General features: G+C 39.4%; 24 protein-coding genes. 11 read left to right on the plus strand and 13 right to left on the minus strand.

All coding sequences use genetic code 11. The features are described from left to right. The first annotated feature begins 347 nt into the window (after window positions 1–347). The 3 genes from IEE83_RS20175 to IEE83_RS20185 all read left to right on the plus strand — a co-directional run bounded on the left by IEE83_RS20175 (window position 348) and on the right by IEE83_RS20185 (window position 1,432). Window positions 348–830 (plus strand): CinA family protein, encoded by a 483-nt coding sequence (locus tag IEE83_RS20175; RefSeq protein WP_194122309.1) that lies wholly within the window; start codon window positions 348–350, stop codon window positions 828–830. Window positions 831–893: 63 nt separating this feature from the next. Then, window positions 894–1,142, plus strand: a complete 249-nt coding sequence (locus tag IEE83_RS20180) for a hypothetical protein (protein WP_194122310.1) — start codon at window positions 894–896, stop codon at window positions 1,140–1,142. A gap of 20 nt (window positions 1,143–1,162) precedes the next feature. Next, a complete protein-coding gene (locus IEE83_RS20185) occupies window positions 1,163–1,432 on the plus strand; it encodes a hypothetical protein (protein ID WP_194122311.1) in 270 nt (89 codons plus the stop codon). A gap of 248 nt (window positions 1,433–1,680) precedes the next feature. On the opposite strand, the gene IEE83_RS20190 is transcribed toward IEE83_RS20185, so the two are convergent. From IEE83_RS20190 to IEE83_RS33030, 4 genes are all read right to left on the minus strand, one after another. Further along, complete coding sequence (locus IEE83_RS20190; RefSeq protein ID WP_194122312.1) at window positions 1,681–2,679, minus strand: glycosyltransferase family 9 protein; 999 nt, start codon at window positions 2,677–2,679, stop codon at window positions 1,681–1,683. Beyond that, entirely contained in the window at window positions 2,676–3,659 is a 984-nt protein-coding gene (locus IEE83_RS20195; RefSeq protein WP_194122313.1) for a glycosyltransferase family 2 protein, read from the minus strand. Before IEE83_RS20195 ends, IEE83_RS20190 begins: the two co-directional genes overlap by 4 nt. Before the next feature lie 3 nt (window positions 3,660–3,662). After that, window positions 3,663–5,399 carry a carbamoyltransferase family protein gene (locus tag IEE83_RS20200; protein WP_194122314.1) on the minus strand — a complete coding sequence of 579 codons (1,737 nt, stop codon included), beginning with the start codon at window positions 5,397–5,399 and terminating at the stop codon, window positions 3,663–3,665. Window positions 5,400–5,475: 76 nt separating this feature from the next. Continuing rightward, window positions 5,476–5,715, minus strand: coding sequence for a hypothetical protein (locus tag IEE83_RS33030; protein ID WP_228101895.1), 240 nt, complete (start codon window positions 5,713–5,715; stop codon window positions 5,476–5,478). A gap of 72 nt (window positions 5,716–5,787) precedes the next feature. Here IEE83_RS33030 and IEE83_RS20205 point away from each other — a divergent pair, with 72 nt between their 5' ends. The 5 genes from IEE83_RS20205 to IEE83_RS20225 all read left to right on the plus strand — a co-directional run bounded on the left by IEE83_RS20205 (window position 5,788) and on the right by IEE83_RS20225 (window position 10,288). After that, on the plus strand, window positions 5,788–6,789 hold the full coding sequence (locus IEE83_RS20205) for a glycosyltransferase (protein ID WP_194122315.1): 1,002 nt from the start codon (window positions 5,788–5,790) through the stop codon (window positions 6,787–6,789). After that, window positions 6,764–8,077 carry a glycosyltransferase family 4 protein gene (locus IEE83_RS20210; protein ID WP_194122316.1) on the plus strand — a complete coding sequence of 438 codons (1,314 nt, stop codon included), beginning with the start codon at window positions 6,764–6,766 and terminating at the stop codon, window positions 8,075–8,077. The genes IEE83_RS20205 and IEE83_RS20210 overlap by 26 nt, the downstream gene beginning before the upstream one ends. A 21-nt stretch (window positions 8,078–8,098) precedes the next feature. After that, the gene (locus IEE83_RS20215; protein ID WP_194122317.1) at window positions 8,099–8,656 is read left to right on the plus strand and encodes a D-glycero-alpha-D-manno-heptose-1,7-bisphosphate 7-phosphatase; all 558 of its coding nucleotides are present in this window, start codon (window positions 8,099–8,101) and stop codon (window positions 8,654–8,656) included. A 5-nt stretch (window positions 8,657–8,661) separates the two neighbouring features. Continuing rightward, window positions 8,662–9,738, plus strand: a complete 1,077-nt coding sequence (locus IEE83_RS20220) for a glycosyltransferase family 9 protein (protein WP_194122318.1) — start codon at window positions 8,662–8,664, stop codon at window positions 9,736–9,738. A 121-nt stretch (window positions 9,739–9,859) separates the two neighbouring features. Then, window positions 9,860–10,288, plus strand: coding sequence for a hypothetical protein (locus IEE83_RS20225; protein ID WP_194122319.1), 429 nt, complete (start codon window positions 9,860–9,862; stop codon window positions 10,286–10,288). Window positions 10,289–10,447: 159 nt separating this feature from the next. On the opposite strand, the gene IEE83_RS20230 is transcribed toward IEE83_RS20225, so the two are convergent. From IEE83_RS20230 to treZ, 8 genes are all read right to left on the minus strand, one after another. Further along, entirely contained in the window at window positions 10,448–11,008 is a 561-nt protein-coding gene (locus tag IEE83_RS20230; protein WP_194122320.1) for a hypothetical protein, read from the minus strand. An 81-nt stretch (window positions 11,009–11,089) separates the two neighbouring features. Next, window positions 11,090–11,290: a hypothetical protein gene (locus IEE83_RS20235; RefSeq protein ID WP_194122321.1), complete on the minus strand. Its 201-nt coding sequence runs from the start codon at window positions 11,288–11,290 to the stop codon at window positions 11,090–11,092. 101 nt (window positions 11,291–11,391) lie between these two features. Next, window positions 11,392–11,844 carry a response regulator gene (locus IEE83_RS20240; RefSeq protein ID WP_194122322.1) on the minus strand — a complete coding sequence of 151 codons (453 nt, stop codon included), beginning with the start codon at window positions 11,842–11,844 and terminating at the stop codon, window positions 11,392–11,394. 214 nt (window positions 11,845–12,058) lie between these two features. Continuing rightward, entirely contained in the window at window positions 12,059–12,250 is a 192-nt protein-coding gene (locus IEE83_RS20245; protein WP_194122323.1) for a hypothetical protein, read from the minus strand. A 29-nt stretch (window positions 12,251–12,279) separates the two neighbouring features. Further along, window positions 12,280–13,515, minus strand: coding sequence for a DUF748 domain-containing protein (locus tag IEE83_RS20250; protein ID WP_194122324.1), 1,236 nt, complete (start codon window positions 13,513–13,515; stop codon window positions 12,280–12,282). A 101-nt stretch (window positions 13,516–13,616) separates the two neighbouring features. Continuing rightward, window positions 13,617–13,994, minus strand: coding sequence for a hypothetical protein (locus IEE83_RS20255; protein WP_194122325.1), 378 nt, complete (start codon window positions 13,992–13,994; stop codon window positions 13,617–13,619). Between the two features lie 149 nt (window positions 13,995–14,143). Further along, window positions 14,144–18,370 carry a malto-oligosyltrehalose synthase gene (treY, locus tag IEE83_RS20260; RefSeq protein ID WP_194122326.1) on the minus strand — a complete coding sequence of 1,409 codons (4,227 nt, stop codon included), beginning with the start codon at window positions 18,368–18,370 and terminating at the stop codon, window positions 14,144–14,146. Continuing rightward, complete coding sequence (gene treZ, locus IEE83_RS20265; protein WP_194122327.1) at window positions 18,363–20,210, minus strand: malto-oligosyltrehalose trehalohydrolase; 1,848 nt, start codon at window positions 20,208–20,210, stop codon at window positions 18,363–18,365. Before treZ ends, treY begins: the two co-directional genes overlap by 8 nt. A 234-nt stretch (window positions 20,211–20,444) precedes the next feature. On the opposite strand from treZ, the gene glgX reads away from it, so the two are divergent. Beyond that, window positions 20,445–22,619, plus strand: a complete 2,175-nt coding sequence (gene glgX, locus IEE83_RS20270; RefSeq protein ID WP_194122328.1) for a glycogen debranching protein GlgX — start codon at window positions 20,445–20,447, stop codon at window positions 22,617–22,619. A gap of 64 nt (window positions 22,620–22,683) precedes the next feature. On the opposite strand, the gene IEE83_RS20275 is transcribed toward glgX, so the two are convergent. Beyond that, on the minus strand, window positions 22,684–23,400 hold the full coding sequence (locus IEE83_RS20275) for a metallophosphoesterase family protein (RefSeq protein ID WP_194122329.1): 717 nt from the start codon (window positions 23,398–23,400) through the stop codon (window positions 22,684–22,686). A gap of 177 nt (window positions 23,401–23,577) precedes the next feature. Between IEE83_RS20275 and IEE83_RS20280 the strand changes: the two genes are divergently transcribed. Next, window positions 23,578–24,189, plus strand: a complete 612-nt coding sequence (locus IEE83_RS20280; RefSeq protein WP_194122330.1) for a DUF4142 domain-containing protein — start codon at window positions 23,578–23,580, stop codon at window positions 24,187–24,189. 461 nt (window positions 24,190–24,650) lie between these two features. Further along, window positions 24,651–25,022 carry a hypothetical protein gene (locus tag IEE83_RS20285; protein ID WP_194122331.1) on the plus strand — a complete coding sequence of 124 codons (372 nt, stop codon included), beginning with the start codon at window positions 24,651–24,653 and terminating at the stop codon, window positions 25,020–25,022. Window positions 25,023–25,055: the final 33 nt, after the last annotated feature.

Here is a 25,055-nt window from a genome sequence, read left to right on the forward strand (position 1 = left end):
TTCTTGCATAATAGTTGCTGTATGTCAACATCTTATTAAAATTCCATACCATTTGTCGCCGTTTTCAGATTAAATTTTTTTAATCTCAGAATACTAAAATTTATCATCTATTTGAAAAAAACAGACTCTCTTTTCAGATAAAAATTCTCACAAATTTCCATCTTCCGCCATGAGTTTTTCTCTTTCAGTTTAATAAATGTTTCCCATGGTTACTCGTGGAGAGATTTCTACAACGACTTAAATACGATCAAATACGAACCAAATACTTCTATATAATAATTTTAAGATATAAAAGTATTTGGCAAAGTTTTTGAACGCAGGTTTTGTTTTCACTAAATATCAAAAATATGCCTTCACAACATGTTATTAATTGCAGCCACGTAATGGCTGAGCGTAATTTGACAATTGCATTTGTTGAAAGTGCAACCGGCGGAAGAATGGCTTCGGAGTTTTCCCTGGTTCCCAATGCGGGGAAAACTTTGATCGGAGGCCTTGTTTGCTATGACGCTTGTATGAAAGAGGATATTCTCGGCGTTCCGGCGGATGTCATTGAAAAATATACCCCGGAATCTGAGCAGGTAACAAAAGAACTTGCTGCACGCCTGAGAAAATTTATGAAGGCCGATATTCACGTGGCTGTCACGGGATTGACAACGGAAGGTGGCAGCGAAACACCTGAAAAACCAGTAGGAACCATGTTTGTGCATGCCTATTTAAAAGAAAAATCAATTGCATTTCATGATACTTTTGAAGGTTCGCCGGAAGAAATCATTTTACAAACAATTGATCGCACGGCTAAGTTAGTCATGGGAGAACTGGCGACAACCTGAATTATATCCCTAAATGTCAATGTTTTGTCTGGTATGTTTTTTTAATAAAACTAGCGCGTTCCAATGAAGCCGGGAGACAAATTATTAAAAGAAATAAATAAGAAGTATACGCCTTCAACTACGATTCCTTTGAAATTCGGTCGTTATGATATGGTTGTAAAAACAAATGACGAAGGTTATGCAATCTTACTCTTTATTGGCAAAGCGGATGAAGACGGCATAATTAAAGGAAACAGATTTACGAGAGTATTGATCAAAGATTCAAATGGAAACACGATAAAGGACCATTGGGATCATAAAGGAAAAATTTAATCTAACTTAATTTAGTTGACATGAAAAATTTAAAATCAATTGCAGTACTAACATTTTCCACCATGTTGTTTTTGTCTGCTTGTAACAACGGAACGGAGCAATCTCAGGGAGGTACTTCCGGAAGTGAAACACAGACCACGAAAAACGATAGCAGCGGTGCTGACAGCCGCTCTGCGATAGGAACGAACGAAGACAATCAAAAAAAGGAAGCCGGATATCCCAGCAACCAGTCCAATCTTAACAGCGATTCTACCAGCAGGAAGCACGATCTTGATACGCTCAAAAAATAAATTCAATAGTGCCGGTTAATTCACAGTAAATTTAAAAGACATGAAAAATAAAATCTTGATTTTTATTCTATTTTCCAGCCTTTTTTCCTGTGATTTTATTTGTCCGCCTGAGAAGGAAAAATCGGAAAATACAATTTCCGATTCAACCAGGATTAAAGAAATCCAAGTACTGGACCTTGGCATTGAAAAATAATACAAACAGAAAGGCCGGAAGAAATAATTTCTCCCGGCCTTTCTGTTTTATCAACTCAACGATTGGACAAAAGCATTTCTTGCAGATTTTCCATTTCCTGTTTTACAATTCCGAAATTTTCTTCTTTTGTCCAGTCGATTGTCCGGTGCAAATGCCGGTTTAATGGTGCCCAGCGTTCCGGTTCTCCATCCATGCTGATTACAATACTGGGCGTTTCCATGGCAGAAGCAATATGTGAAACTCCTGTACAATTGCTGATCAGCATATAAGCGTCTCTGATCAATACCGCAACCTCACCCAAACCCGTTTTTCCGGTGAGATCGATGGCTTTTGTTTGCATATGAGCGATAACTTCCCTGGTGATTTCTGCTTCATCTTTTGTACCGGTAACCACAATTTGATAGCCTTTTCTGCTACATTCATCAGCAAGAGCTGCAAAAAAAGCAGGTGGCCACTGCCTCCAGGCACCACGGGAACCCGGATGAACACAGATGTATTTATGAGGTTCAATATCCATTTTTAAGCGAGCCAGATTTTGTTCTTCTGTTGATGAAACGGGGAATTCAAGGTATTTACCCTGCGAAGGAATTTCCAGGTGGTGCATTAATGCCAGGTGCCTGTCAATTTCTGATATTCCGACAGGGTATTGCAGGAAATATTCTGCTCCTAAAAAATTACCCGGACTATGGAAACCTGCCAATGTACTCCTGGTAACTTGTTCAAGCATTTCATTCACAATGGAGCCATTTCCCTGCATTTGAAGAATTAAATCAAAGTTTTCTTCTTCAATTTTTTGCACAAAAATATCCCAATCATCCAGATCAAAGGTTTGTTCAGGCAATCCGGGGTAACCGGGAAACCAAATAAAAGAATCAAAATATTTTGAAAACCTGGACACAAAAGAGGAGGCCCAGGGTAACCCAAGCAAGGTAATTTGAGCCGTGGGATAAGCTTGTCTCAAAGCCCGGAATGCAGGTACAGCGCAAAGCATATCACCCAATTGCAACGCTCTGAAAACAGCAATCTTCTTTACATTTTCGGGTTTAAATTTCATAGAAAAAACACTTTATAACGAATTGCTCCCCGTAAAGTCCAGTAAACAGACAGATATGGAATCAGCAGAGAAGTAAGTATCATTTCCATTCTGTGTGAAACAGACAGATTTGTATGTTTTAATCTTTTATGGATAAAATTCACAACAAAATAAAACCAGATAATGAATGTAATCAACGCCGGCAAAGGCTGTTTTGCAATCAAAAAGATGACTGAAATCAAACTTAATAATATGATTGCATAGTAACTCCAGACCGGCTCCGCTGAAATTTTACTTTTATATAAATCAGGAAATTTTTTAAATAATAAGGCATTGAACATACTTTTCTTCTGCTCCTTCAAACTTATTCCCCAAGGCGCTTCTCGGACCGGATGAACTACTTCCGCGGTATCAATTCTTAGAATCGGAATTCCATGTTCCATGAGTGCAAATTCCAGGGCAGAATCTTCTCTCCAGGCTATGGGAAATTCTTCATCAAAACCTTTAATCTCTTCTAATGATGCTCTGCTGCATGCACAATTTGCGGTAATAAAATCTGCGGTTTCAAGGTTTGCAACATTCTTTTCATAATCTGTTGGAAGATCAGGAACCGGCACTACTACATTTCCTGTAAACGCTACAAGTTGTTCATTGAGTTGACTGGAATAGGCTTCCAGATAGCCAGCAAGCCAGTCGGCAGAGGGCATGCAATCATCGTCAGTAAAAGCAATCAGTTCTCCTTTTGCTTTTTTCCAGCCGAAATTCCTGGCAGCAGCCGGACCTTTCTTTTCAGGTGTAAAGAAAAAGTGAAGATCCAGACCTTCCACTAATTCTTTAAACTGATTTATCATATTCATCGTTGGTTCATCCGGTCCATCCGAAACAACAAGAATTTCAAACTGACTGAATGGAAAGTTCTGCTTAGCCAGCGCAATGAGGCATTTTTTTAAAAGATGCGGACGCCGGTAAGTAGGTATAACCACAGAAATACAAACAGACATAATTTATTTCTCTAATATGAATGAGTTGATAATCAAGGCATCGAAAGGCGATGTCCAAAAACATTCAATCGCATCTCTTGGCGAACAAACAATAGGTTCTCCCCTGGTATTGAAAGAAGTATTTACTAAGACCGGTACACCTGTAAGTTTTTTAAATTCCCTGATCAGGTCATAATATTCCGGATGCTGATCGCGATTAATCGTTTGTACCCGTGCAGTTCCATCCGTGTGGCGTACGGCCGGTATTTTGTCGGCCTTATCCGCCTGAACCGGATAAACAAAAAGCATAAAAGGTGAAAAACTTCCGCCCACAAACCATTCCGCTACATCCTCCTCCAACACCACTGGCGCTACGGGACGAAAGTCTTCACGATCTTTGATGTCATTTAATCTGGCCTGCATTTCTTGTGGAATTGGTGATGCCAGAATAGAACGGCTGCCGAGCGACCTTGGTCCAAATTCCATTCTTCCCTGATACCAGGCAATTATTTTGTTATCGGCCAAAATAGCCGCCGTTTCCTTAGCTACATCTGTTAGTTTTCTATAAGGCGTTTTCGCCCAGATCATGAATTTTTCAATTTCTTCATCAGAGTAAGATGGTCCCCAATAGACATGATCCATTATTGCCGCATACCTACCTGTGCTTCTCTTGGTATTCAGATTTACATCAACCCAAAGTGCCGCGCCGAGCGCAGTACCAGCATCGCCGGCAGCAGGCTGTACCCAAATATTTTTAAACGGACTTTTATCCCTGATTACCGCATTCATCACACAATTCAGTGCAACGCCGCCAGCCATGCACAAATTTTCACTATCCGTTTTCGAATAAAGCCAGTTCACAAGCTGTAAAACAGTTTCTTCCAGAACTTTTTGAAGAGAATGTGCTATATCAAAATGAATTTCGTCAAATGAATCATCTTTCATCCGGCCAATACCCCACCATTTTTCAGGCTCAAATTCATCAATTGTATAATTCCCATTGTCTCCCACATGAATAACCGAGCGAAATTCATCAACATATTTCGGCTTGCCATAAGAGGCCAAAGCCATAACTTTATATTCATCGGAAGAATGCAGAAAACCAAGATAGGTAGTAATTTTCTCATATAACATACCCAGCGAATGCGGCATATCAACCGTTGCCAGCTGCGTCATAACATTTCCTTCTCCAAGAAAATAACCTGTCGTTGCCTTTTCGCCTCTGCCGTCCAATGTTATAACCGCCGCTTTTTCGTAAGGCGACGGATAAAAAGCACTGGCCGCATGGGCAATATGATGATTGACAAAATGCCATTTCTCCCGTAACGAACCAGCTCCTGCAAAACGTTTTTGTAAATGATGTGGATAGCCGTCTCTCAGCTGTTCCGGGGCATTTTTGATATAATTAAGAAAAAGTTCATCCCAATCTTTATAAACATTTATTTCTGGTTCCGTTAACACATCATCCAGATTATTGTTGGTATAAGGTCTTAAATTCTCATTATCCAAAAGGTTTTCTTCCATTCCCTGCGGATCGAAAGAATAAGCAAAACGATCAACATCTTTCAGGTGTATGCCAGCCGTTTTCAGGCAGTAATCGATAGCATGAAAAGGAAGTTCATAGGTAGAAAAAGGAAGTGGACGTTTCCCGTGCTTGATGTGTGTGAAACGTTCTTCTTCCGCTGCCGCTATAATTTTTCCGTCTTTGACAAGGGCAGCTGCCGAGTCATGAAAGGCTGCGTTGATACCGAGTACATACATAACTTTATCAGTTTTATTATTCGTGCCTGACCTGATAAAGTTTCGTGCCAAAGTTTATTAATCCTTCGTTTTGACCTCACGCAATTTTGATGCCGCAGCGAAGGTTCTTTTCCTTATATGCATCCTTAAAAAATTTTAAATCCAAAACATAAAAAATTGTGTACTTAATTAATTCCCACAAATATACTTGTGGATATAACGCCATGTTACACAGACACATATGAAGCGCTTTAACCACAACTTTTCCCATTCCTAACTTGCTTATTACCAGAGAAGCGGTTCCTGCTACAATCAGTGCTGTTCCCGGTTTGGGCATCTGTTTCGTGGCATTCTTTTTTATAAGCCTCGGTTTGATTTTAAAAACTGCCTTCACCTCAAACCGAAAAAAATGAAGATCATCCAGCATCAAACAAGACTGAAAATTTTCACATGGCACATTCACGGAAGCTATCTATTTTATCTTTCACAGGGGCCATATGATATTTACATTCCTACCAAACCCGAGAAAACAGAAGGTTATTATGGCCGAGGTGAAACATTTCCTTTCGGAGCCAATGTCATTGAAGTGCCGGTTGAGGAATTGAAGAATCTGGAATTTGACTGCATTTTATTTCAGTCTGAGAAAAACTTTTTGATTGATCAGCATGAAGTACTGTCTGATTATCAGAAACAATTGCCAAAGGTTTATGTCGAACACAATACGCCTGAAAAGCATCCAACCAACACCCGGCATGTCTTGAATGATCCTTCTGTGCTAATGGTGCACGTAACCCATTTTAATAAACTGATGTGGGATAACGGAAACATACCGAACATCAAAGTAATTGAACACGGAGTCTGCGTACCCGAAGTAAAATATCAGGGCAGCATTCCGAAAGGTATTGTTGTCATCAACCACATCGAACAGCGGGGAAGAATAACCGGCTGGGACATTTTTGATGAAGTCAGAAAACACGTTCCGCTGGATCTGGTTGGTATGGGAACAAAAGAGTCAGGAGGATTAGGTGAAGTTCTGAATCCTGTACTTCCCGAATTCATTAGTCAGTACCGGTTTTTCTTTAATCCGATTCGTTATACCAGTTTTGGACTGGCCGTATGCGAAGCCATGATGACGGGAATGCCCGTTGTTGCGCTGGCCACTACCGAATACGTTAACGTTTTGAAAAATGGCAAAACCGGATTTATTGATACTAACATCGAAAACCTGATCGCCGGTATGAAATCGCTTATTGATAATCCTGCGCTGGCTCACCAGATGGGATCAGAAGCCAAAGAAATTGCCCAAGCCAAATTTGATATAAACCGCTTCACAAATGATTGGAATGAAACATTCCATCAGGCACTTCAACAAAACAAACATAGTTATGAAGAAAAAACTAGCCTTTATTAGCGAACACGCGTCTCCGCTTGCTGTATTGGGTGGCGTTGACAGTGGCGGACAAAATGTATACGTGGCCGAGATTTGTAAACAACTGGCAAGACTTGGTTATACCATCGACATCTTTACCAGAAAAGATTCTGCGGATCTTTTGGAAACGGTTTTATGGCTTCCGGGTATCAGGGTTGTTCATATTGTAGCAGGCCCGGAAGAGGAAGTTGCCAAGGAAAAATTACTTGGATTTATGGGTGAATTTACGACGAATATGATTCATTTTATTCAAAGTAATGATCTGCAATATGATCTTGTTCACGCCAATTTTTTCATGTCCGGCCTTGTGGCATTTAATATTAAAGGAGAACTTAAAATACCATATGTAATTACTTTCCATGCGCTGGGAAAAATCAGAATGCTGCATCAAAAAGAGAAAGATGCTTTTCCCGTTGAAAGAATTGATATTGAACAAATGATCGTTCATGATGCGGATCAGGTCATTGCGGAATGTCCGCAGGATCAACAGGATCTGGTTGAACATTACGGTGCGGATCCATCAAGAATTACCATTATTCCCTGCGGATTCAGTGCAAGAGAATTCCAGTTTCTGGACAAACAGAAAGCCCGGAAAATCCTTAATCTTGATCAGGACGATATTATCCTTTTACAGCTTGGACGGATCGTACCCAGAAAAGGCGTCGATAATGTCATCCGTGCACTTGGAAAACTGAAACATATTCCTAAAATCAGATTACTGGTTGTGGGCGGTGCTGATGAAATTCCTGATTTTGATAACGATGCCGAATTCAAAAGATTGAAGAAAATTGCCCGGGAAGAACTAGTTCTGGATTCGGTTACTTTTACAGGAAGAAAAAATCGCGACGAACTAAAATATTACTACTGTGCTGCCGATTTCTTTATTTCAACGCCGTGGTACGAACCCTTTGGCATTACACCATTGGAAGCTATGGCTTGTGGAACACCTGTAATCGGAGCAAATGTTGGTGGTATCAAATATAGCGTGAAACATAATCATACCGGTTTTCTGGTTCCTCCTCATGATCCTACCGCTCTTGCAGAAGCAATCGAAAAAGGATTATCTGATCCGGTTTTGTACCAAAATCTTTGTAAAAAGGCATTGAAGCGAGTTAACGACATGTTCACCTGGGAATGTGTTGCTAAAAAAGCTGACGAACTGTATCAGGCACTCACTTATAAACCGGCGGCAAAAAGAAAATCTGCATACCTGATGAAGAGTTATTTCCAAAGAAATACTCAGATAAAAGGATTAAGACATTTTGTTTAGAAGGAATAAGAAACTTATACCATGGCGAATAAAGCAGTTTTTTTGGATAAGGACGGAACGCTCATTGAAGATTCGCCTTATAACGTAGATCCGCAGCTAGTGAAACTTGAAAGTGGTGTGGTTGAAGGTTTGCTAAAATTACAGGCGCAAGGTTATCAGCTCATTGTCATTTCAAACCAGCCGGGGTTGGCAATGGGTTTATTTTCAGTAGAAGAGTTGGAAAATCTGGTTGTTTATTTTATGGATCTGCTAAATCAAGAAGGTATTGAACTGGCAGGTTTCTATTTTTGTCCTCATATGCCTGAAGGTGATTCTTCGCAAACTGCTTGTAGATGCAGAAAACCAAAACCGGGATTAATATTAAAAGCCGCCTCTGACTACGATATAGATCTTTCCTCTTCCTGGATGATTGGTGATATTTTGAACGATGTTGAAGCAGGCTCACAGGCAGGTTGTAAAACAGTTTTGATCAATAACGGCAACGAAACGGAATGGATTGTCGGGCGGGCACGTACGCCTGATTATATGGCTTCCAATTTTCTGGATGCCTCTGCCTTTATACTTGATTCGCCAAATTAGTAGGTATGCAAAATCCGGGAAATTTCAAAAATATTTTGTGCGTCAGGGCCGATAACATGGGTGACGTTATTATGAGTTATCCCGCTATTCGTGCTTTAAAAGAAACTTTTGATTGTAAGATTACCCTGCTTACATCAAAAAGCGGAAATATTATTGGTGATCATCTTCCGGCTATTGATGAGGTGTTAACTTTTGATTTGCCATGGGTAAAAAGCACTTCAAAAAACTCCGGAAAAGACTTATCGGATCTCGCAGAAAAACTCAAAACTTATCATTTTGATGCGGCAATAATTTTTACGGTTTACAGCCAAAGCGCACTGCCAGCTGCCATGCTTATGATGATGGCTGATATTCCTGAAAGACTGGCATACAGCCGCGAAAATCCATATGGTCTTTTAACCGACTGGATACCGGATTTAGAACCTTATGATTACATTTTACATCAGGTTGAACGTGATTTAAATCTGGTAAAAAGTTTAGGTGCAAGTTTATCGGAGGATTCACTTTCTTTGAAATTAAACGATAACATCATTCCGGAATTAAGAGTAAAACTCAGTTCGCTTGGAATCGATCCGCAGAAACCATTTCTGATTTTACACCCGGGTGTATCTGAAGAGAAAAGAAAATATCCAACTCATTTATGGATAGAAACCGGGAAATTGTTACGTGAAAAATATCCCTTTAATTTGCTGATTACCGGTTCCGAATCAGAAGCAGCGCTGGCAGAATCAATACAAAACGAAATCGGGTTAAAAGCATTTTCACTCGCAGGAAAATTAACTATTGGAGAATTTATCGGTTTGATTTCAATTTCAAAAGCCGTAATTTCTGTAAACACAAGCACCATACATATTGCTGCTGCTATGAAAAAACCGCAGGTTGTGCTGTACGCCTGTACAAATCCACAGCATACACCCTGGAAATCTCCTCACAAAGTATTACCCTTTTCGGTTGACAAAAATCTTAAAAGCAGCAATACCATTATAAAATTTGTGAGTGAAAAATTATACAACGATTTCATCCCCTACCCTGCACCGCTGGAAATAACTTCTTCATTAAAAGAATTGCTTGATCATGTATAAAATCATTTAATTCTGCTGCTATGAGGCTTGATTTGATAACGTTTATATTTAATTAGTAATAAAAAACTTTGGCATAGAAGTTGTGCTGTTAGCTGTATTATCAGAAATAAAAATCGATATTATGGACTCTAATACAGCAATAAACAGTAAAATAACAGGGATTTTCCTAACAATGGCTGACGCTGATGGTGCTTATGAAGCACTATTAAACAAAGGTTATACGCGAGAAAACATCTCGGTGGTTATGTCTGAAACGACACATAAAGGACATTTTCTCAAAATTGACGATGAAAGTGTAGAAACTTCGCATACTTTGGAAGATGCCGGTCGCGGAGCTTTGCTAGGCGGTACGGCAGGAGCTGTGGTAAGTGTCATTGCAGCGATAGGTTCCAATCTGGCCCTACCTGGATTTGGCCTCGTATTAATGGGACCGTTATTAGCAGGACTTACCGGCGCAGCGGCAGGAAGTATTGCAGGTGGAACAATCGGAGCGATCATTGGAGCGGGTTATCCTGACGAACACAAGGAATATTATGAAACATCAATTTAGGAAGGTGGCGTGATGATCAGCGTAAGTCCCAAAAATGCCTTGGACAAAATTGAAATTATCGAAGCTTTTGAAAAAAATAACGGCCAGCGGATATTCTCCGGTGACCATAGTGCAGTTGTATAAATTCAAAACGGGAGGTTTTACCACTTCCCGTTATTTTCAAAATTCCGTATAACCGTCATCTCCCAAAATATCCTGACCGTTATTTTCCCTGAAATTTTTAACAATCGCTTTTTTCTCCTGCGAATTTCTTGGATCCACACTAATGATTATTCCGCCTTCTTTCATACTGTCTCCATACGAATCTGTATGCTCTTCCGGAACGCTCGAACTCAAAATACCTCCAATTGTTTTTTCAGAGGAATCTTCGGCAGTCAGATTATAGATTTTTTTTAGTAGCGTATTGGATATTGCAATGCCCAAACCGGGAATTGAGATCATGGAGGTAATCGAAATTATCGCATTAATGATAGTCCCTTTGGGTTTTTCTATTGACGCTTCTTTTTCGATTTCTTCTTCAGAAGTCACAAATTCTTCTGCATCCTCCGGATGAGGCCTTTCATATTTATTCAGAGTTTCATCCGACATCAAAACAGAAATGTCGTCGTGCGTATGGCCAAGTTTCAAAAGGGCATGATAGGCCATATCTGCATCCTTTTTTGTAAAAAAAACACCGGAAACGGTACCGGGCAAATTGTAAGAAATACCAGAATTAGTCATGAAATAAAAATATATATATCGGAAATTCTGATTTCTCTATCAAGACTCAGTCTCGGTACAGCTTCCGGTTTAGTATTAAATTTACATTTTAGTTGAATCCGATTTTGTCGAATCCATCATCATTGTTGAATCAGCAGGAGCTTCGCCCATGTTGCCGTCTGGCGTTGTACCCATTGAAGCAGTGTCGCTGCTCGTCGTTTCACTTTTCTTGCTGTTGCAGGCCGTCATGCTTAAAAGCAGACATAAACCGCCAATCGAGATTGATTTAAGGATCGTTTTCATTGTTTGTGATTTTATTTGTGAATTAATTACATCAACACACTTTAAAAAATCATACCCAAAAAGAACAACTCTCAAATTTTCAAACAGTTACACCAGCACAACTAATTCAACGAAGGCGACCTGTTAAAGTCCAGCCAGTATTGACAGGTTGTAAAAAGGACATCCCGTAACTCTTCAAATATTAATGGTTTTGTCAGATAGGAGTTGGCTCCCGCCTGATAACACTGTATGATTTCCTGAGGAGCATATTCGCTGCTCATCATTACAACGGGCAAACTTCTCCATTGGGTTTTCTCATTATCAGGCGTCTTACGCAACAATTTCAGTAATTCATAGCCATTAATGGACGGCATTTTGAGATCCAGAATGATCAGGCCCGGCAAAATTCCTTTATAATCAGGAGCCGATTGCAAAATTAAGAAATGATATAAATCCTGGGCACCTTCAAAAAAACGGACTGGATACTGGGGTAAAAACTTGGTGAAAATATTTTCCAAAACGAACCGATGGTCTGCGGAATCATCAACGATATACAATTCTTTTCTATCAGTCATGTGAATTTTTGATTACGACAAAAATGAATTAGAACCAAACGTATTTCGTAACGCTTGTCAGGATCACCTGAAACAAAAGAAACCAAATTTACATTTAAAAAGCACAAAAAGCGTTCCTGCAATTAAACCATTATTTTGTTTCTGCACCATGCAGGATAATACGCTCAGTATTTTTCAGTTAACTGAAAGCGTCAGTTTTCAATTTTATTACAATTTAAAGTGGTACCAGATCTGTTTCGGCAAATTCGCTCTCAACATCATGGCCTTCTTCATCGGCATATTTGCATATTACCTTACCTGAAAATTCAGAATCACCGTCGCCTGTTACATTTCTGACAACCGTCATACCTTTGGTGCCGTCTTTTTTCTTAACCCATGCACCTTCATTAAATTTTGGACTGCTCATAATTATACGGTTTTAGGTTTTACTTCTTTTTATCTTTTTCCTTTTTTATCATCTTCTTGCTTTTTCTTTTCTTTTTTCTCCTTTTCTTTCTTTTTATCCGTGTTCTCTTTGTCTTTATTTCCTTTTTTGTCGTCGTCTTTTGAGAAAATCTTCTGCAAGAATGTTTTCTTGTCATCCGATTTCAGCTTCACAGAACCTATACTGATATCATTATCAATGGCAGGTTGAAGAGCGTGGATAAAAGCATTCTGCAAAATATTTGCCAGGGCATACCATACATTTGTCTTTGGATCATCCAGATTTCCCTGGAAAGGAATTTTTGTGGCAATCTGGTCTTTTCGCTGGTTTTTCAAAATTACTCCGGCAGTTCCTACAACACCTTCCCAAAGTTTTTGAAGAATATTATCGTGACGGTCTTCTTTACCTAAAACGTCAAGATCTTTAAGGAAAGGTTTTACGTAACCTGCAAATTTTTTATCCTTTGCGGCTACCTCTGTGTATAATCCAAAAGTCCCTTTATTCACGTCAATTTTAGCATATGCCTGAAAAAAGTCGTTAAGCTTTACCAGATTGGTGTTTTTAAGCTCAGCGCTCATGTCAAACGTAAGCGCATTGGCTAAGGGATTTGCTTTGGCATTAAATGTAAGCGTTCCGTCATAAATGTTGGCCTGTGCATCAACGCTGGCTGGCAACACAACAGTTGAATCATAACTATTACGCAGGTTTTCAGCCAGAATATGCACATTCGTCATTTGCAGATCAACAGGCGGTTTTGATTCCTGATCAATGTAAAGAATCCTTCCCTGGTTCACCTCGCATCGGTTAATTTGTAAGGGCATAAAGTCATCAAGCAATTTTTTCAGCGCTGACGAATCACGGGCTACGTCTTTTGGTTCTACCTTATCTTTTGTAAAACGCAGCATTGGTCTGTTCATTACGACCTCGCCAACAATTGAACCGTGAAAAAGTGACTTCCATTCTACCGAAAGATCAATGGCGGATGCAGCGAAAAACGGAGTTTGTTTTGACGTTACCGTGTCTTTTTTATTAAGATAAAGGCTGTCAACTTTATATGCTCCCCTGATAATTGCCAGATCTATGTCCTTTACATGACCATAGTAGCCTTTCATCGTTGCCAGGTTTTTATTAACCAGATGAAGAACGACATAAGGAAGAATCAGTCTGGCGACGATAATCAAAATAATAAAACCGGCAAAAAACCAGGCTGCTTTTTTCTTTCTGTGGTGGGATCGTTTAACTTCCATCTATTATGTCGTAACGGTTTGTAAAGGATAGGTTAAAACTTTTTTGTTCCTAGCCAATTCAAAAAACCGTACCATAGAGTTATTCCTGAATCAATCTCCTCTCAATTATTAAAAAAATTGACCGTTCCGGGTGTATGGTAATGTTTAAGCATAACTGCTTCATTTACAAATAGCACATGCTCATCGATGAAGTCAGGATGTTCACATTTAGTGATTCGCCCAATCTGGTCATAAGGAATTTTGATTGTAAAACGATCATCAACATCGTCGCTTTGGAATGCAAATTTACATTTCAGCCCGTCGTCTGTCAGCGAAATTTCGTCGATAGATTCATTATTAAAATATACCGGGGCAAAATTGGTAAGCTCATCGTAGTAAAAGGAGTAATTCGCAACGACCATATAGTGCTGGGATGGATCAGAAAAATCCGAAATAATACGATTTATTATGGCCAGCAGATTCAAGTCAACCTTTTCCATAAATTTTACTATTCAAAAGTGGTGAGAAATATTTAGTAATCTTAGATCCTATACCGGATACAGAAAGGCCGGTATTGAATCATTTTTCAACACCGGCCTTACAAAAAAAGTGTTCCCCTTACTATCGATTCCCCATGTGGGAACCAACTTTAATTTCGATTATACAGATTTGTCCAGTGTTTTAATTTTTTTTCTGCTTGTCTGGTTAGTTGTCCGGGCACCAAACGCCATTCCCAGTTGTTGTCACCAGATCCGGGACTATTCATTTTAGAATTTTCATTCAGATTCAAAACATCCTGAATAGGTAAAATGGCAGTTTTCGCAACCGATCCGAATGCCAGTCTGGCCAGTGCTTCGGAAATATTTTCTTCATTCAAAACATGTCCGACATAATCTTCCAACCGTGCACGTGTTCCTTCATCAATATCTTTTCGGAACCAGCCGCGTGTCGTATTATTGTCGTGCGTTCCTGTATATACAATGAAATTCTGCATGTAGTTATGAGGAATGAAATCCGAACCGGCCATGCTTTCATCAAAAGCAAAATGCAAAACTTTCATTCCGGGAAGTTTAAATTCATCACGTAACCGGTAAACTGCCGGACTGCTTTTTCCAAGATCTTCCGCCACGAAAGGCAAACTTCCCAAAGCAGCTTCAATGGTTTTGAAAAATTCTGCATCAGGACCGAGTTTCCAGGTACCATTTACGGCAGTTTTTTCGCCGCCCGGAACTTCCCAATAATCTGCAAAAGCGCGGAAGTGATCCAGACGAACCAAGTCAAAAAGCTCCGTATTTTTCCGAAGACGATCAACCCACCATTGATACTTTTGTTCTTTTAAAGCTTCCCAGTTAAAAATTGGCATTCCCCAAAGTTGCCCATCGTTCGAAAATGAATCCGGCGGAACGCCGGCGATTCCTGTTATCTTACCCTTTTCATCCAAAAGAAAAAGATCACGATGTGCCCAGACATCTGAGGAATTATAGCTTACATAAAAGGGCAAATCACCTAAAAAACTAATGTCACGTTCATTACAATACAAACGAAGTGATTTCCATTGTTTGTCAAAAACATACTGAACCCATTTTACAAACCTGATCTGGTCTGCTTCCGTGTCCTGAATTTTTTTGAGCGATTCAGGATCACGCAATTTGAAAGGCTCTTCCCACTCAACCCAGGGTTTTCCCTCGTGCTGTTTCCGGAGCACCATGTATAATGCGAAATCATTCAGCCATTCTGAATTTTCATCGCAAAACTTATCGAAATCCTCAGCCGGAAATGTTTCTTTTTTAGCATCAAAACCAGCGTAGGCTTTTTCCAGAATTTCCTGTTTTATCTGCTCTGCTTTTTCATAATCCGTTTTTCCATCCTGCGGAAGTTCATAATCAGAAAGATTAATTTCTTCCAGAAGACCTTCGGCTTTTAAGATTTCAGGACTGATTAAGGTTGGATTTCCGGCCCGGCTGGAAAGTGCGCTATAAGGCGAATTTCCCTGAGCAGCTTCCGTGGGATTTAATGGAAGCAACTGCCAGTATTTTTGATTACTGCGATTTAAAAAATCTGCGAAAGCAAAAGCTTCCTTGCCTAAATCCCCAATTCCAAACGGCGAAGCAAGTGAGCTGATATGCATCAAAACGCCTGCCGCTCGTTCATTTTTGACTTTTTGTCCTTTTAAAACAGCAGCAGGGAAACTTTTAAATAAATCCGAAACGGGCACACTATCCTGATATTCTGATTGTTTTTCAGCAAATAAAGATTCCCATTCAGCATTCATACCGGATGGAAGTGTGATGGTGGTATCCTTCCAATGCAGGTCAAATAATTCTTTTTTCTGCTCCTCACACATAATCGCAGTATGAAGCGGGACAGCCGTTATCAAAACAGTTTGTTTGTAAACCCTTGCAAAAGCCAGCACATTATTTTTGTAAGTACCTTCTACTTCCAGATTGACATAATCTCCTTCTGCAAAAAGTGCCGGATTTTCTTTTCTTAAATTATATAATTGATGCGTCAGCCAGAGTTTGATCTGCGCGTTATTTCTGTTTTCCCACAACTTTTCCAGCAAACGTTCCTGATCATCATAGTTTTCAAAATCAGCCAGGAATTCTTGTCTTTTTTGGAAATCAATCGGTCTTCTGTTGTCAGGATCTACCAAACTAAAATCCCACAATTCACAACCCTGATAAACATCCGGAATTCCCGGACAGGTAAATTTCAGCAGCACCTGCGCCAAAGAATTTACGATTCCGGCGCTGGCAGTTTTGCTATGAAACAATTCAAATTTTTCCCAGAAAGGCCCATCTTTCTTCAACAATTCAAGGGCGAAATTTTTGGCACCTTCTTCATAGGCTTCATTGGGTTCTGCATATGTTGTGTGCGTTTTTGCTTCTCGCAATGCTTTTTGAAGATATTCTCCCAGACGTTCCGAAAAATCATCCTCATCTTCGCCCGGCATAGGAAATGCGCCAAGCAATGTCTGGTAAATTAAATATTCATCATTGATATCCGGAGCAGAAAACTTTTCACGAAGCGGTGCATTTAATTCCTGCCATTCTTTAACGTGTTCAAACCAGGGACCGGGAAGATCGGTCAAAACATTTAATCTGGCCCGCACATCTTCTCCCCTTTTAGTATCGTGTGTGGAAGTTGTATTTAATGAAAGCGGCCAATCCTGGCGGCGCTGCTTCATTTTTTTATGAAAATCTTCAATAGGCAATCCGAAGTTTTCAGGAGAATCGCCCACATCATTATGGCCTATAAACCGGTTGAAAGTATACATTAAAGTATCCTCACCACCTTTTGCCATAAGTGGTCCTGTAAATTGCATGCAGCGCTGATAAAATTCCAACGCCCGGATTTTATAATCTTCATCTGCATTTTTCGGTTTTTCCAGTAAAATTTCTTCTAATAAAGAAGTGGCTGATGCCAACTGCGGATGAACGGATTTCACCTCATCGAAAATACTTTTAACTGCCGTTAATTCCTTTTCTTCAAGCGGAAAAACATTTCCATAAAAACGGTAAACCGGACAATGAATCAAGAATTCACCGATTGCATTTTTTATATTGTCCTTGCCGGTTTCGCTAATTTTTTCAGGTTCCGTCAAGTTTAACTCGATAAAAAGCTGGTAAAGATTTTCCAGCTCCCCGGCCATGGAATCGTAAAGAATATGTGATTTCTTTTGACGCAACTGATTTAAAGGCGGAACTGTGCTTTGGGCAAGATCCTGATAAAAATCTGTGAAATCCTTTTCGCTCGATTTGTTAGTCAGCAGGTTGTTGACAAATGATAAAAATTCATAACCCGTGGTACCTTCAATAGGCCAGGATTTTGGCATATTTTCACCTTCTTCCAAAATCTTTTCAACAACGACATAAGTATCATCTCCGGCCAGTCCCCTAAGCTGATCCAAATAGCCGGCCGGATTATATAGCCCATCAATATGATCAACCCTGATTCCCTGAAAAACGCCTTCTTCGAGAAGAGATTTTATTAGTTTGTGATATTCGTTAAATACATTTTCGTCCTGGATATTCAGACAGATCAAACCATTAACCGTAAAAAACCTGCGGAAATTAATCTGTTCATCTGTTTTCTGCCAGTTGCATAAAGCATATGTCTGTCTGTCGATGATTTCTTTCAGTTTTTCCTTATTTTCATTGATCGATTTCAATGATTTTTCGATAAAACTTTTCACCTGTTCATTTTCTGCCAGTGAGGTCAATTGCAGTACCAGTTCGTTCCATCTTTCTGAAAAAATCCGGGAATCTTCCAGGTCTGTTATTTCTTTGATCTGCGATAAAATTTGCTGCACCGATTGATTAAGCGCGTCTTCAGCTCCACTTAAAATTGTTAAGTAGGAATCAGGATTAAGCGGGTAAATATTGTCCGAATATTGAAGAACAAAACGACCGGAAACAAATTCTATCGTGACTTTTCCATCTTCCAAAACTTCATCAAGATCAGATTCCAGAAAAGGCACCATCAGTTTTCCATGAAAAAGACGGCTGTTCCAGGCAATATCAAAAAACGTTGCATACACCGATTGTTTGCCTTTTTCCAGAACATCCATCAGCCATGGATTCTCCGAATGAAAAGCCATATGATTTGGAACAATGTCCTGCAACCAGGTAATATCCGTTTCTTTTAATTTTGTAGTAAGCATTTTCAAATCCGCTTCACTGCCAATTTCCGGATCAATTTCATTGGGATTTACCCCGTCATAACCATGCGTACTTCCAGGCGTTGATTTGAAAATTGGTGAAGCATAAATGGTACTTACACCCATTTTTTGAAGATATGGAATAATCTCTTCAAAATCTTTAAAATTGAATTCTTTCTGGAATTGCAGACGGTAAGTAGCGATCGGATTATTCATACTGATTGGTGTAAAGTGTAAAAGATTGTGGCGGCAAAACCAGCGTAATTTCTCCGGAAATTTTTTCAGGCAAATCCTGAGATCCGTCCCACAAAGTATCGGAAGAAGCAATTAATTTTTGCCATACCGGTGCATAAACCGCCACATGAATTTCCTGTGGCTTATCCGAAAAGTTCATCAGACAAATAACATCCTGAATCTTATGCTGACGCTGTAAAATGATAACCTCCTTGTCTTCAAGACATTCAACATGCACATCTTTGCGGTTCAGCACATTTAAAGCAGATTGTTGTTTACGGATCCCGATCAGCTTTTTGTAATAGGCAAGCATGGTTTTATGCGGAGCTTTTTCAATCAGATCCCAGTGCAATTTAGATCCTTCAAAAGCCTCAACACTCATCGGATCCGGTGCTTCCCCGGACATGTGAAATGCCTGAAATTCCTTTTTTCTGCCTTTTCGAACCGCTTCTGCAAGTTCAGGATCCGTATGGCTTACGAAATACTGAAACCTTCCGGATTCACTATACTCTTCCCCCATAAACAACATGGGAAGATATGGACTCGCAAGTACTGCTCCGGCCATCAGTTTCTGCATATCAAAACTGACAAGCTCACTGGTGCGCTCGCCAAGCATACGATTGCCGACATGATCATGATTTTGAGAAAAAACCACGAATTGCTGTCCGGGATTTTCAGTCGCCTTTATACCAAATTTTTTCTTTCGGTGATCAGAATACGTTCCGTCATATACGTATGCATCCTGATATGCCTTTGCCAAAGACTTAATTCCATTAAAATCAGAATAATAACCTGACTTTTCCTGTCCTGAACTCACGCGCAGGGAATGATGAAATTCATCAATCCATTGTGCACTCATTCCGTAGCCACCCTTGTCAACACGGTTGATAAAACGTGTATCATTCAAATCCAGCTCGACAATAAGATAATGACAGCCACCGGTTTGCTGTTCCAGAAAATCCAGCTGCTCTTTAATTTCCTGCAAAATATGGACAGGACTGAAATCTTTTATTGCATGAACAGCATCCATTCTTAGTCCGTCTATATGAAAATCACGGAACCACATGAGTGCGTTTTCAATAAAGAAAAGTCTGACTCCATCACACCAGGCGTCATCGAAATTGATCGCATTTCCCCAGGGTGTGTGATATTTGTCTGTAAAATATGGTGCAAAATCTTCCAGATGATTTCCTTCCGGACCGATATGATTATAGACAACGTCTAGAATCACAGCTAATCCTTTTTGGTGGCAAACGTCAACCAAATGCTGCAAATCCTTCGCTCCGCCATAAGAATTTTGGACGCAATAAGGAAAAACACCATCATAACCCCAATTTCGCTCACCAGAAAACTGTGCTACCGGCATAATCTCAATGGCCGTTACTCCAAGATCAACCAGATAATCCAGTTTTTCTTCCAAAGAAGCAAACGTACCATCAGGTGTGAATGTGCCTGTATGTAATTCGTAAGTGATATAATCTTTTAGCGGTATGTTTTTCCAGTTCGTGTCAGTCCATGAAAAATTCCGGATATCAATAGCTTGCGACGGTCCGTGAACTCCTTTGGGCTGTGATAAGGAAGCCGGATCCGGAAGCTGCTTATCATTGTCCAATATAAATTCGTATAGCTCACCTGGCGCTATTAGATCAGTTTCAAGCGTCCAATATCCATATTCTTCACTGATCAAAGGAATTTTTATATTTCTTGAAAGTAGAAGAATTTCCACACGATTTGCCTCTGGTGCCCACAGGACAACATTTGCCAATCCTTTATCGCTGAAATTCACACCTAATGTTCGTATTCTAGTATTTACTGTATTCATATGCTTCAAACCGGAATTTGAGTGATTTACCAGCTAATTACCGAGTTGATAAATACTGTGCCAGTTGGCATACCTACTTTGTGTATAGACTATATAAAATTTGCTAACTGATAAGTTGGAAAATTTGCTATACTGATGTTTATTTTCAGCTAAAAATCTTTACAATACATCTCTGGCACAAATATTTATTCCGCACAACATCGTCTTTTCTGTCGGTATTAAAATATACTAATCATGGATCAACATTTGGAAAATGAACTTTTAAAGTCTCCTGAGGAGTCAGAAATCAAGGTTTGTCCGGGAAGTCCATTTCCATTAGGTGCCACTTTCGATGGTAAGGGAATTAATTTTTCAATTTTCTCTGAAAATGCTACCGGCGTAGAACTTTGTCTTTTTGACTCCGTTGAAGACGAAATTGAAAATGTAAAAATAAAGATTGAAGAAGTAACACATAACGTATGGCATGTGCATATTCCTGGTCTGAAACCAGGCCAGTTGTATGGATACAGAATTTATGGTCCTTATGAACCGCATAACGGTCACCGGTTTAATCCTGCCAAACTATTATCCGATCCTTACGCCAAAGCCATTGCTGGAGATATCAAGTGGGATGATGCTTTGTTTGGCTATGAAATCGGAAATCCGGAAGAAGATATCAGTTTAAGTGATACCAATAGCGCTGCCTTTTTACCAAAATCTATTGTAATAGATGGCCAATTTGATTGGGAAGGCGACAAACAGCCCAAAATCCCTTATCATGATACCATTATTTACGAAGCGCATGTTAAAGGTTTTACCCAGTTAAATCCGGAAATTCCGGAGGAAATAAGAGGTACTTATGCAGCAATGGCACATCCGGTTACCATAAACTATTTGAAAGAGCTTGGCATTACCGCGCTAGAATTAATGCCGGTTCATCATTTCGTTTCAGACAGGCACTTAATTGAACGGGGACTTTCCAACTACTGGGGATATAATACCTTGGGCTATTTCGCACCAGATTCCCGCTATTGCAGTTCCGGCATTTTGGGAGAACAGGTGAATGAATTTAAAAATATGGTTAAGGAACTTCATAAAGCCGGTATTGAAGTTATTCTTGATGTCGTTTATAACCATACGGCAGAAGGAAATCATCTGGGACCAACATTTTCTTTTAAAGGAATTGACAACTGTTCTTATTATCGCCTGACACCGGAAGATCAGCGTTTTTATAAAGATTATACAGGAACAGGAAATACCTTAAATGTTCCGCTGCCTTTTGTTTTGGGGCTGATTATGGATAGTCTTCGTTATTGGGTAACGGAAATGCACGTGGATGGATTCCGCTTTGATCTGGCGTCAACACTTGCAAGGACTTTGCATGATACCGATAATTTGAGTTCATTCTTTTCGATCATCCACCAGGATCCGGTTATTTCGCAAGTCAAGCTAATTGCAGAACCTTGGGATATTGGTGAGGAAGGTTATCTGGTTGGAAAATTTCCTCCAGGATGGGCAGAGTGGAATGATAAATACAGGGATTGCATCCGCGATTACTGGCGTGGAGCAGAAAGTAAAATAGCTGAATTTGCACTGCGTTTTACAGGTAGTCCGGATCTTTACAAAGGCGGTTATCGCCGCCCGACTGCCAGTATTAATTTCATTACGGCGCACGATGGTTTTACGCTTCACGATCTGGTTTCTTACAACGAAAAACATAATGAAGGCAACGGCGACAACAATTCTGATGGCGAAAATGACAATAATTCCTGGAATTGCGGTGAAGAAGGTCCCACGGAAAATGCAGAGATAAATGCGCTCAGATTGCGTCAAAAGCGGAATTTTATAACAACTTTATTTTTATCACAAGGCGTTCCCATGCTTGTTGCCGGTGATGAATTTGGCAGAACGCAGTCCGGAAATAATAATGCTTATTGTCAGGATAACGAAGTTTCCTGGCTTCATTGGGAAAATGCAGATCATGAGCTCAGGGAATTTACCAGAAAAGTAATCCACGTTTGTAAAGATCACCCAACGTTTAGAAGAAGACGCTGGTTTCAGGGATTACCTATTAAAGGTTCTGGTATGGACGATGTGATGTGGTATTTACCAGAAGGCATAGAAATGCCTGAGGAAAGCTGGAATCACGATTTTGCCAAATCGCTCGGTGTTTATTTCAACGGAAATGGTATTCGCTGTGTGGATTATGATGGAAACAGAATTAAAGATGACAGCTTTTACATTATTTTCAATGCCCATTCCGAAGCATTGGATTACATTCTTCCCACTGAAAAAAATGGAGATGGATGGAAAAAAATAATTGATACAAGCAACGGTTTTATAGGTGAGGAAGAAGAAACTTTTGGCGACGGAAGTTCAATTAAGGTCCAGGCCAGATCAGTGATGGTATTAAAGTGTCCTGTAACCTGATCCTATTGTTATTACAAAAAATGCCGCCTGGATTCCCGGACGGCATTTTTTTGTAATAACTTTTTCAAATCTGATACAAATCCTTAACCTTATCACTTTGCCAGAATTCTTTGGTATCAATATCCATGACAGATATCTTCCCATCTTTTGCGGCTCCCGTATCCACATCCCAAAGATTTCCACCGTTCATCGGTACATCAATATTGTACTTTATAGTCGGAGTATGACCGATAAAAATTTCAGAAAAAAGTGCCAGCCGCTTTGGATAGAAAACAGAGTCGGTTGTCAGATTTTTGTCCATAGCCATTGCCGTTTCTAAAAGTGTCCGGTCGTTGTTGAAATTATATGAAAACGTTTCTTCAAGTAACCCTTTGACCGAAGTGAAACCTGCATGGATAAACAGTCGGTTTTTTTCATCTAAATAATAGTCTTTCAGATTTGAAAAAAAATCAAGATGCCGCGATCTGCTCTTTTGATCAAAATCCCGATAACTTAGAATTGTAGAATTTCCCCGGTTTTCCAGCCATGCTTTGTCGGGCTCATCACCTGCCAACCATGATTGACACCAAACGTCATGATTTCCTTTTATAAAAATACAAAAATGTTTTTCAGACAGCTTTATCAGATGCTCAATTACCAAAGCAGTTTCGGGCCAGCCATCAACATAATCCCCAACGAAAATTAGTTTATCCGAACTTGTCAGTTCCGTTCTTTCAAGTACCTGTATCAACGCTTGGTACGCCCCATGAATATCCCCAATTACCAGTGTTCTACCCTGCATAGTTTTCTAATTTTCCCCAACAAATTAAAATTTGCTTCAATATTTTAATCTAAATGAACGGTAGTATACTCTAAGCCTACAATGGACACAACTCACTGCTAATCAGTAATTTTTGGTACGATTATTTATAAGATGGCGCGAAAGTTCACCTAATATATTCATCAAAACTAAAAGAAAATGAAAAAGTTTAATCTAATGTTTATTTTGGCTGTAACCATGTTTGCAGCAGTGTCTTGTAAAGATGATGACGACGACAATGATTCTGTAACCGATCAATTGACAGATTCGGACAGGACTTTTGTGTTGAACGCGGCCGATGGCGGTATGTTTGAAGTAATGGCTGGCCAACTTGCACTAAAAATGGATTCCATGATGGTGGACTCTATGGGAACAGATTCTATGGCGATGGATTCAATGGGAATGGGAACTGGCACCACATCAGGACTTGATTCTGCCGGCATCCGCTCTTTCGCCAGTATGATGGTAACTGACCATACAAAAGCCAACAACGAATTAAAAACGCTGGCTGCAAAAAAATCTGTAACTCTGCCAACGACACTTACCACGGCAAAACAGCAAAAACTGGATAGCCTGAATGCGATGAGCGGTAGCGCATTCAACCGCGCATACATTAAAATGATGGTAAGCTCACATCAGGAGACTGTGGACATGTTTCAAAAAGAATCGGACAGTGGGAGCGACACTGATGTTAAATCTTTTTCTTCAACCTGGTTACCTACTTTTAAAACCCACTTGCAGCACGCTCAAATGTTGCAGGATTCTCTTTAAGTATTAATAAAAAACAGGGTAAATACTTACCCTGTTTTTTATTGTTAATTGTATCAAAATAGGAAAATACTATACGATCTTAACTTACATAAACAAGGTAATAAATATTTGAATTGCATAAAAAATGAAAATATTTACATTTTGATAAGTCAGTAAAATAATATTTCATACCGTATTAGAAATGACCAATTATTAAATAAATTTAAAAATACAAATAATAGTCAATTTAATCATAAACAGTATTTTAATTAATTTATTATTTCAAATGATTTAATAAAAGATCACTTTCCGATCTCTCTTCAAATATGAAAAACGAATCAGGGAGGAATTATAAATAGATTTTGAGAAGAAAATTTTATTTGAATTTTATAATTTATTATTTGAATACCATAGACATTGGTAGCTGAGCTATGAGTAATTTTGTATAACTCAAACGAAGAAAATTCCAAACCAACTTAACCATGTCTAAGGCAAGTATTTTAATCACGCTTACATCAACATTTGTTCTCTTAACTGCGGCTTCCGGCTTAAAAGCTCAAACATTAACAGATCCGGGACTTTCCCAGCACAATTATAAAATGCCAAACAAAATGGCGAAGGCAAAAATCAGAGAACGCGGTCAACATTTTACTATTTCAATGAATGCTGTTTCTGAAATAGAATTAACGAAGACTGCGAAATATTCTGTCAGGCCTTCTTCTATCATTGTCGCTATCAATGAGAAAAAAGAACCGATGAGCATTAACCCGCTTTCGGCGATATCTAATTATAAAACCCAGCCTGTTCCAAAGATGCAGTCGGCTCAGGAGGAATACTCTGCATCACTGAATTAAATTTCTTTTAATTCGCATTTACTGATTAGTAAA

The organism is Dyadobacter subterraneus, assembly GCF_015221875.1.
GTDB lineage: Bacteria > Bacteroidota > Bacteroidia > Cytophagales > Spirosomataceae > Dyadobacter > Dyadobacter subterraneus.

Bases quoted from the DNA above. Each gene is read 5' to 3' on its own strand.
- IEE83_RS20175 (WP_194122309.1), top strand. From the start codon at position 348: ATGCCTTCACAACATGTTATTAATTGCAGCCACGTAATGGCTGAGCGT.
- IEE83_RS20180 (WP_194122310.1), top strand. From the start codon at position 894: ATGAAGCCGGGAGACAAATTATTAAAAGAAATAAATAAGAAGTATACG.
- IEE83_RS20185 (WP_194122311.1), top strand. From the start codon at position 1,163: ATGAAAAATTTAAAATCAATTGCAGTACTAACATTTTCCACCATGTTG.
- IEE83_RS20190 (WP_194122312.1), bottom strand. From the start codon at position 2,679: ATGAAATTTAAACCCGAAAATGTAAAGAAGATTGCTGTTTTCAGAGCG.
- IEE83_RS20195 (WP_194122313.1), bottom strand. From the start codon at position 3,659: ATGTCTGTTTGTATTTCTGTGGTTATACCTACTTACCGGCGTCCGCAT.
- IEE83_RS20200 (WP_194122314.1), bottom strand. From the start codon at position 5,399: ATGTATGTACTCGGTATCAACGCAGCCTTTCATGACTCGGCAGCTGCC.
- IEE83_RS33030 (WP_228101895.1), bottom strand. From the start codon at position 5,715: ATGCCCAAACCGGGAACAGCACTGATTGTAGCAGGAACCGCTTCTCTG.
- IEE83_RS20205 (WP_194122315.1), top strand. From the start codon at position 5,788: ATGAAGATCATCCAGCATCAAACAAGACTGAAAATTTTCACATGGCAC.
- IEE83_RS20210 (WP_194122316.1), top strand. From the start codon at position 6,764: ATGAAGAAAAAACTAGCCTTTATTAGCGAACACGCGTCTCCGCTTGCT.
- IEE83_RS20215 (WP_194122317.1), top strand. From the start codon at position 8,099: ATGGCGAATAAAGCAGTTTTTTTGGATAAGGACGGAACGCTCATTGAA.
- IEE83_RS20220 (WP_194122318.1), top strand. From the start codon at position 8,662: ATGCAAAATCCGGGAAATTTCAAAAATATTTTGTGCGTCAGGGCCGAT.
- IEE83_RS20225 (WP_194122319.1), top strand. From the start codon at position 9,860: ATGGACTCTAATACAGCAATAAACAGTAAAATAACAGGGATTTTCCTA.
- IEE83_RS20230 (WP_194122320.1), bottom strand. From the start codon at position 11,008: ATGACTAATTCTGGTATTTCTTACAATTTGCCCGGTACCGTTTCCGGT.
- IEE83_RS20235 (WP_194122321.1), bottom strand. From the start codon at position 11,290: ATGAAAACGATCCTTAAATCAATCTCGATTGGCGGTTTATGTCTGCTT.
- IEE83_RS20240 (WP_194122322.1), bottom strand. From the start codon at position 11,844: ATGACTGATAGAAAAGAATTGTATATCGTTGATGATTCCGCAGACCAT.
- IEE83_RS20245 (WP_194122323.1), bottom strand. From the start codon at position 12,250: ATGAGCAGTCCAAAATTTAATGAAGGTGCATGGGTTAAGAAAAAAGAC.
- IEE83_RS20250 (WP_194122324.1), bottom strand. From the start codon at position 13,515: ATGGAAGTTAAACGATCCCACCACAGAAAGAAAAAAGCAGCCTGGTTT.
- IEE83_RS20255 (WP_194122325.1), bottom strand. From the start codon at position 13,994: ATGGAAAAGGTTGACTTGAATCTGCTGGCCATAATAAATCGTATTATT.
- treY (WP_194122326.1), bottom strand. From the start codon at position 18,370: ATGAATAATCCGATCGCTACTTACCGTCTGCAATTCCAGAAAGAATTC.
- treZ (WP_194122327.1), bottom strand. From the start codon at position 20,210: ATGAATACAGTAAATACTAGAATACGAACATTAGGTGTGAATTTCAGC.
- glgX (WP_194122328.1), top strand. From the start codon at position 20,445: ATGGATCAACATTTGGAAAATGAACTTTTAAAGTCTCCTGAGGAGTCA.
- IEE83_RS20275 (WP_194122329.1), bottom strand. From the start codon at position 23,400: ATGCAGGGTAGAACACTGGTAATTGGGGATATTCATGGGGCGTACCAA.
- IEE83_RS20280 (WP_194122330.1), top strand. From the start codon at position 23,578: ATGAAAAAGTTTAATCTAATGTTTATTTTGGCTGTAACCATGTTTGCA.
- IEE83_RS20285 (WP_194122331.1), top strand. From the start codon at position 24,651: ATGTCTAAGGCAAGTATTTTAATCACGCTTACATCAACATTTGTTCTC.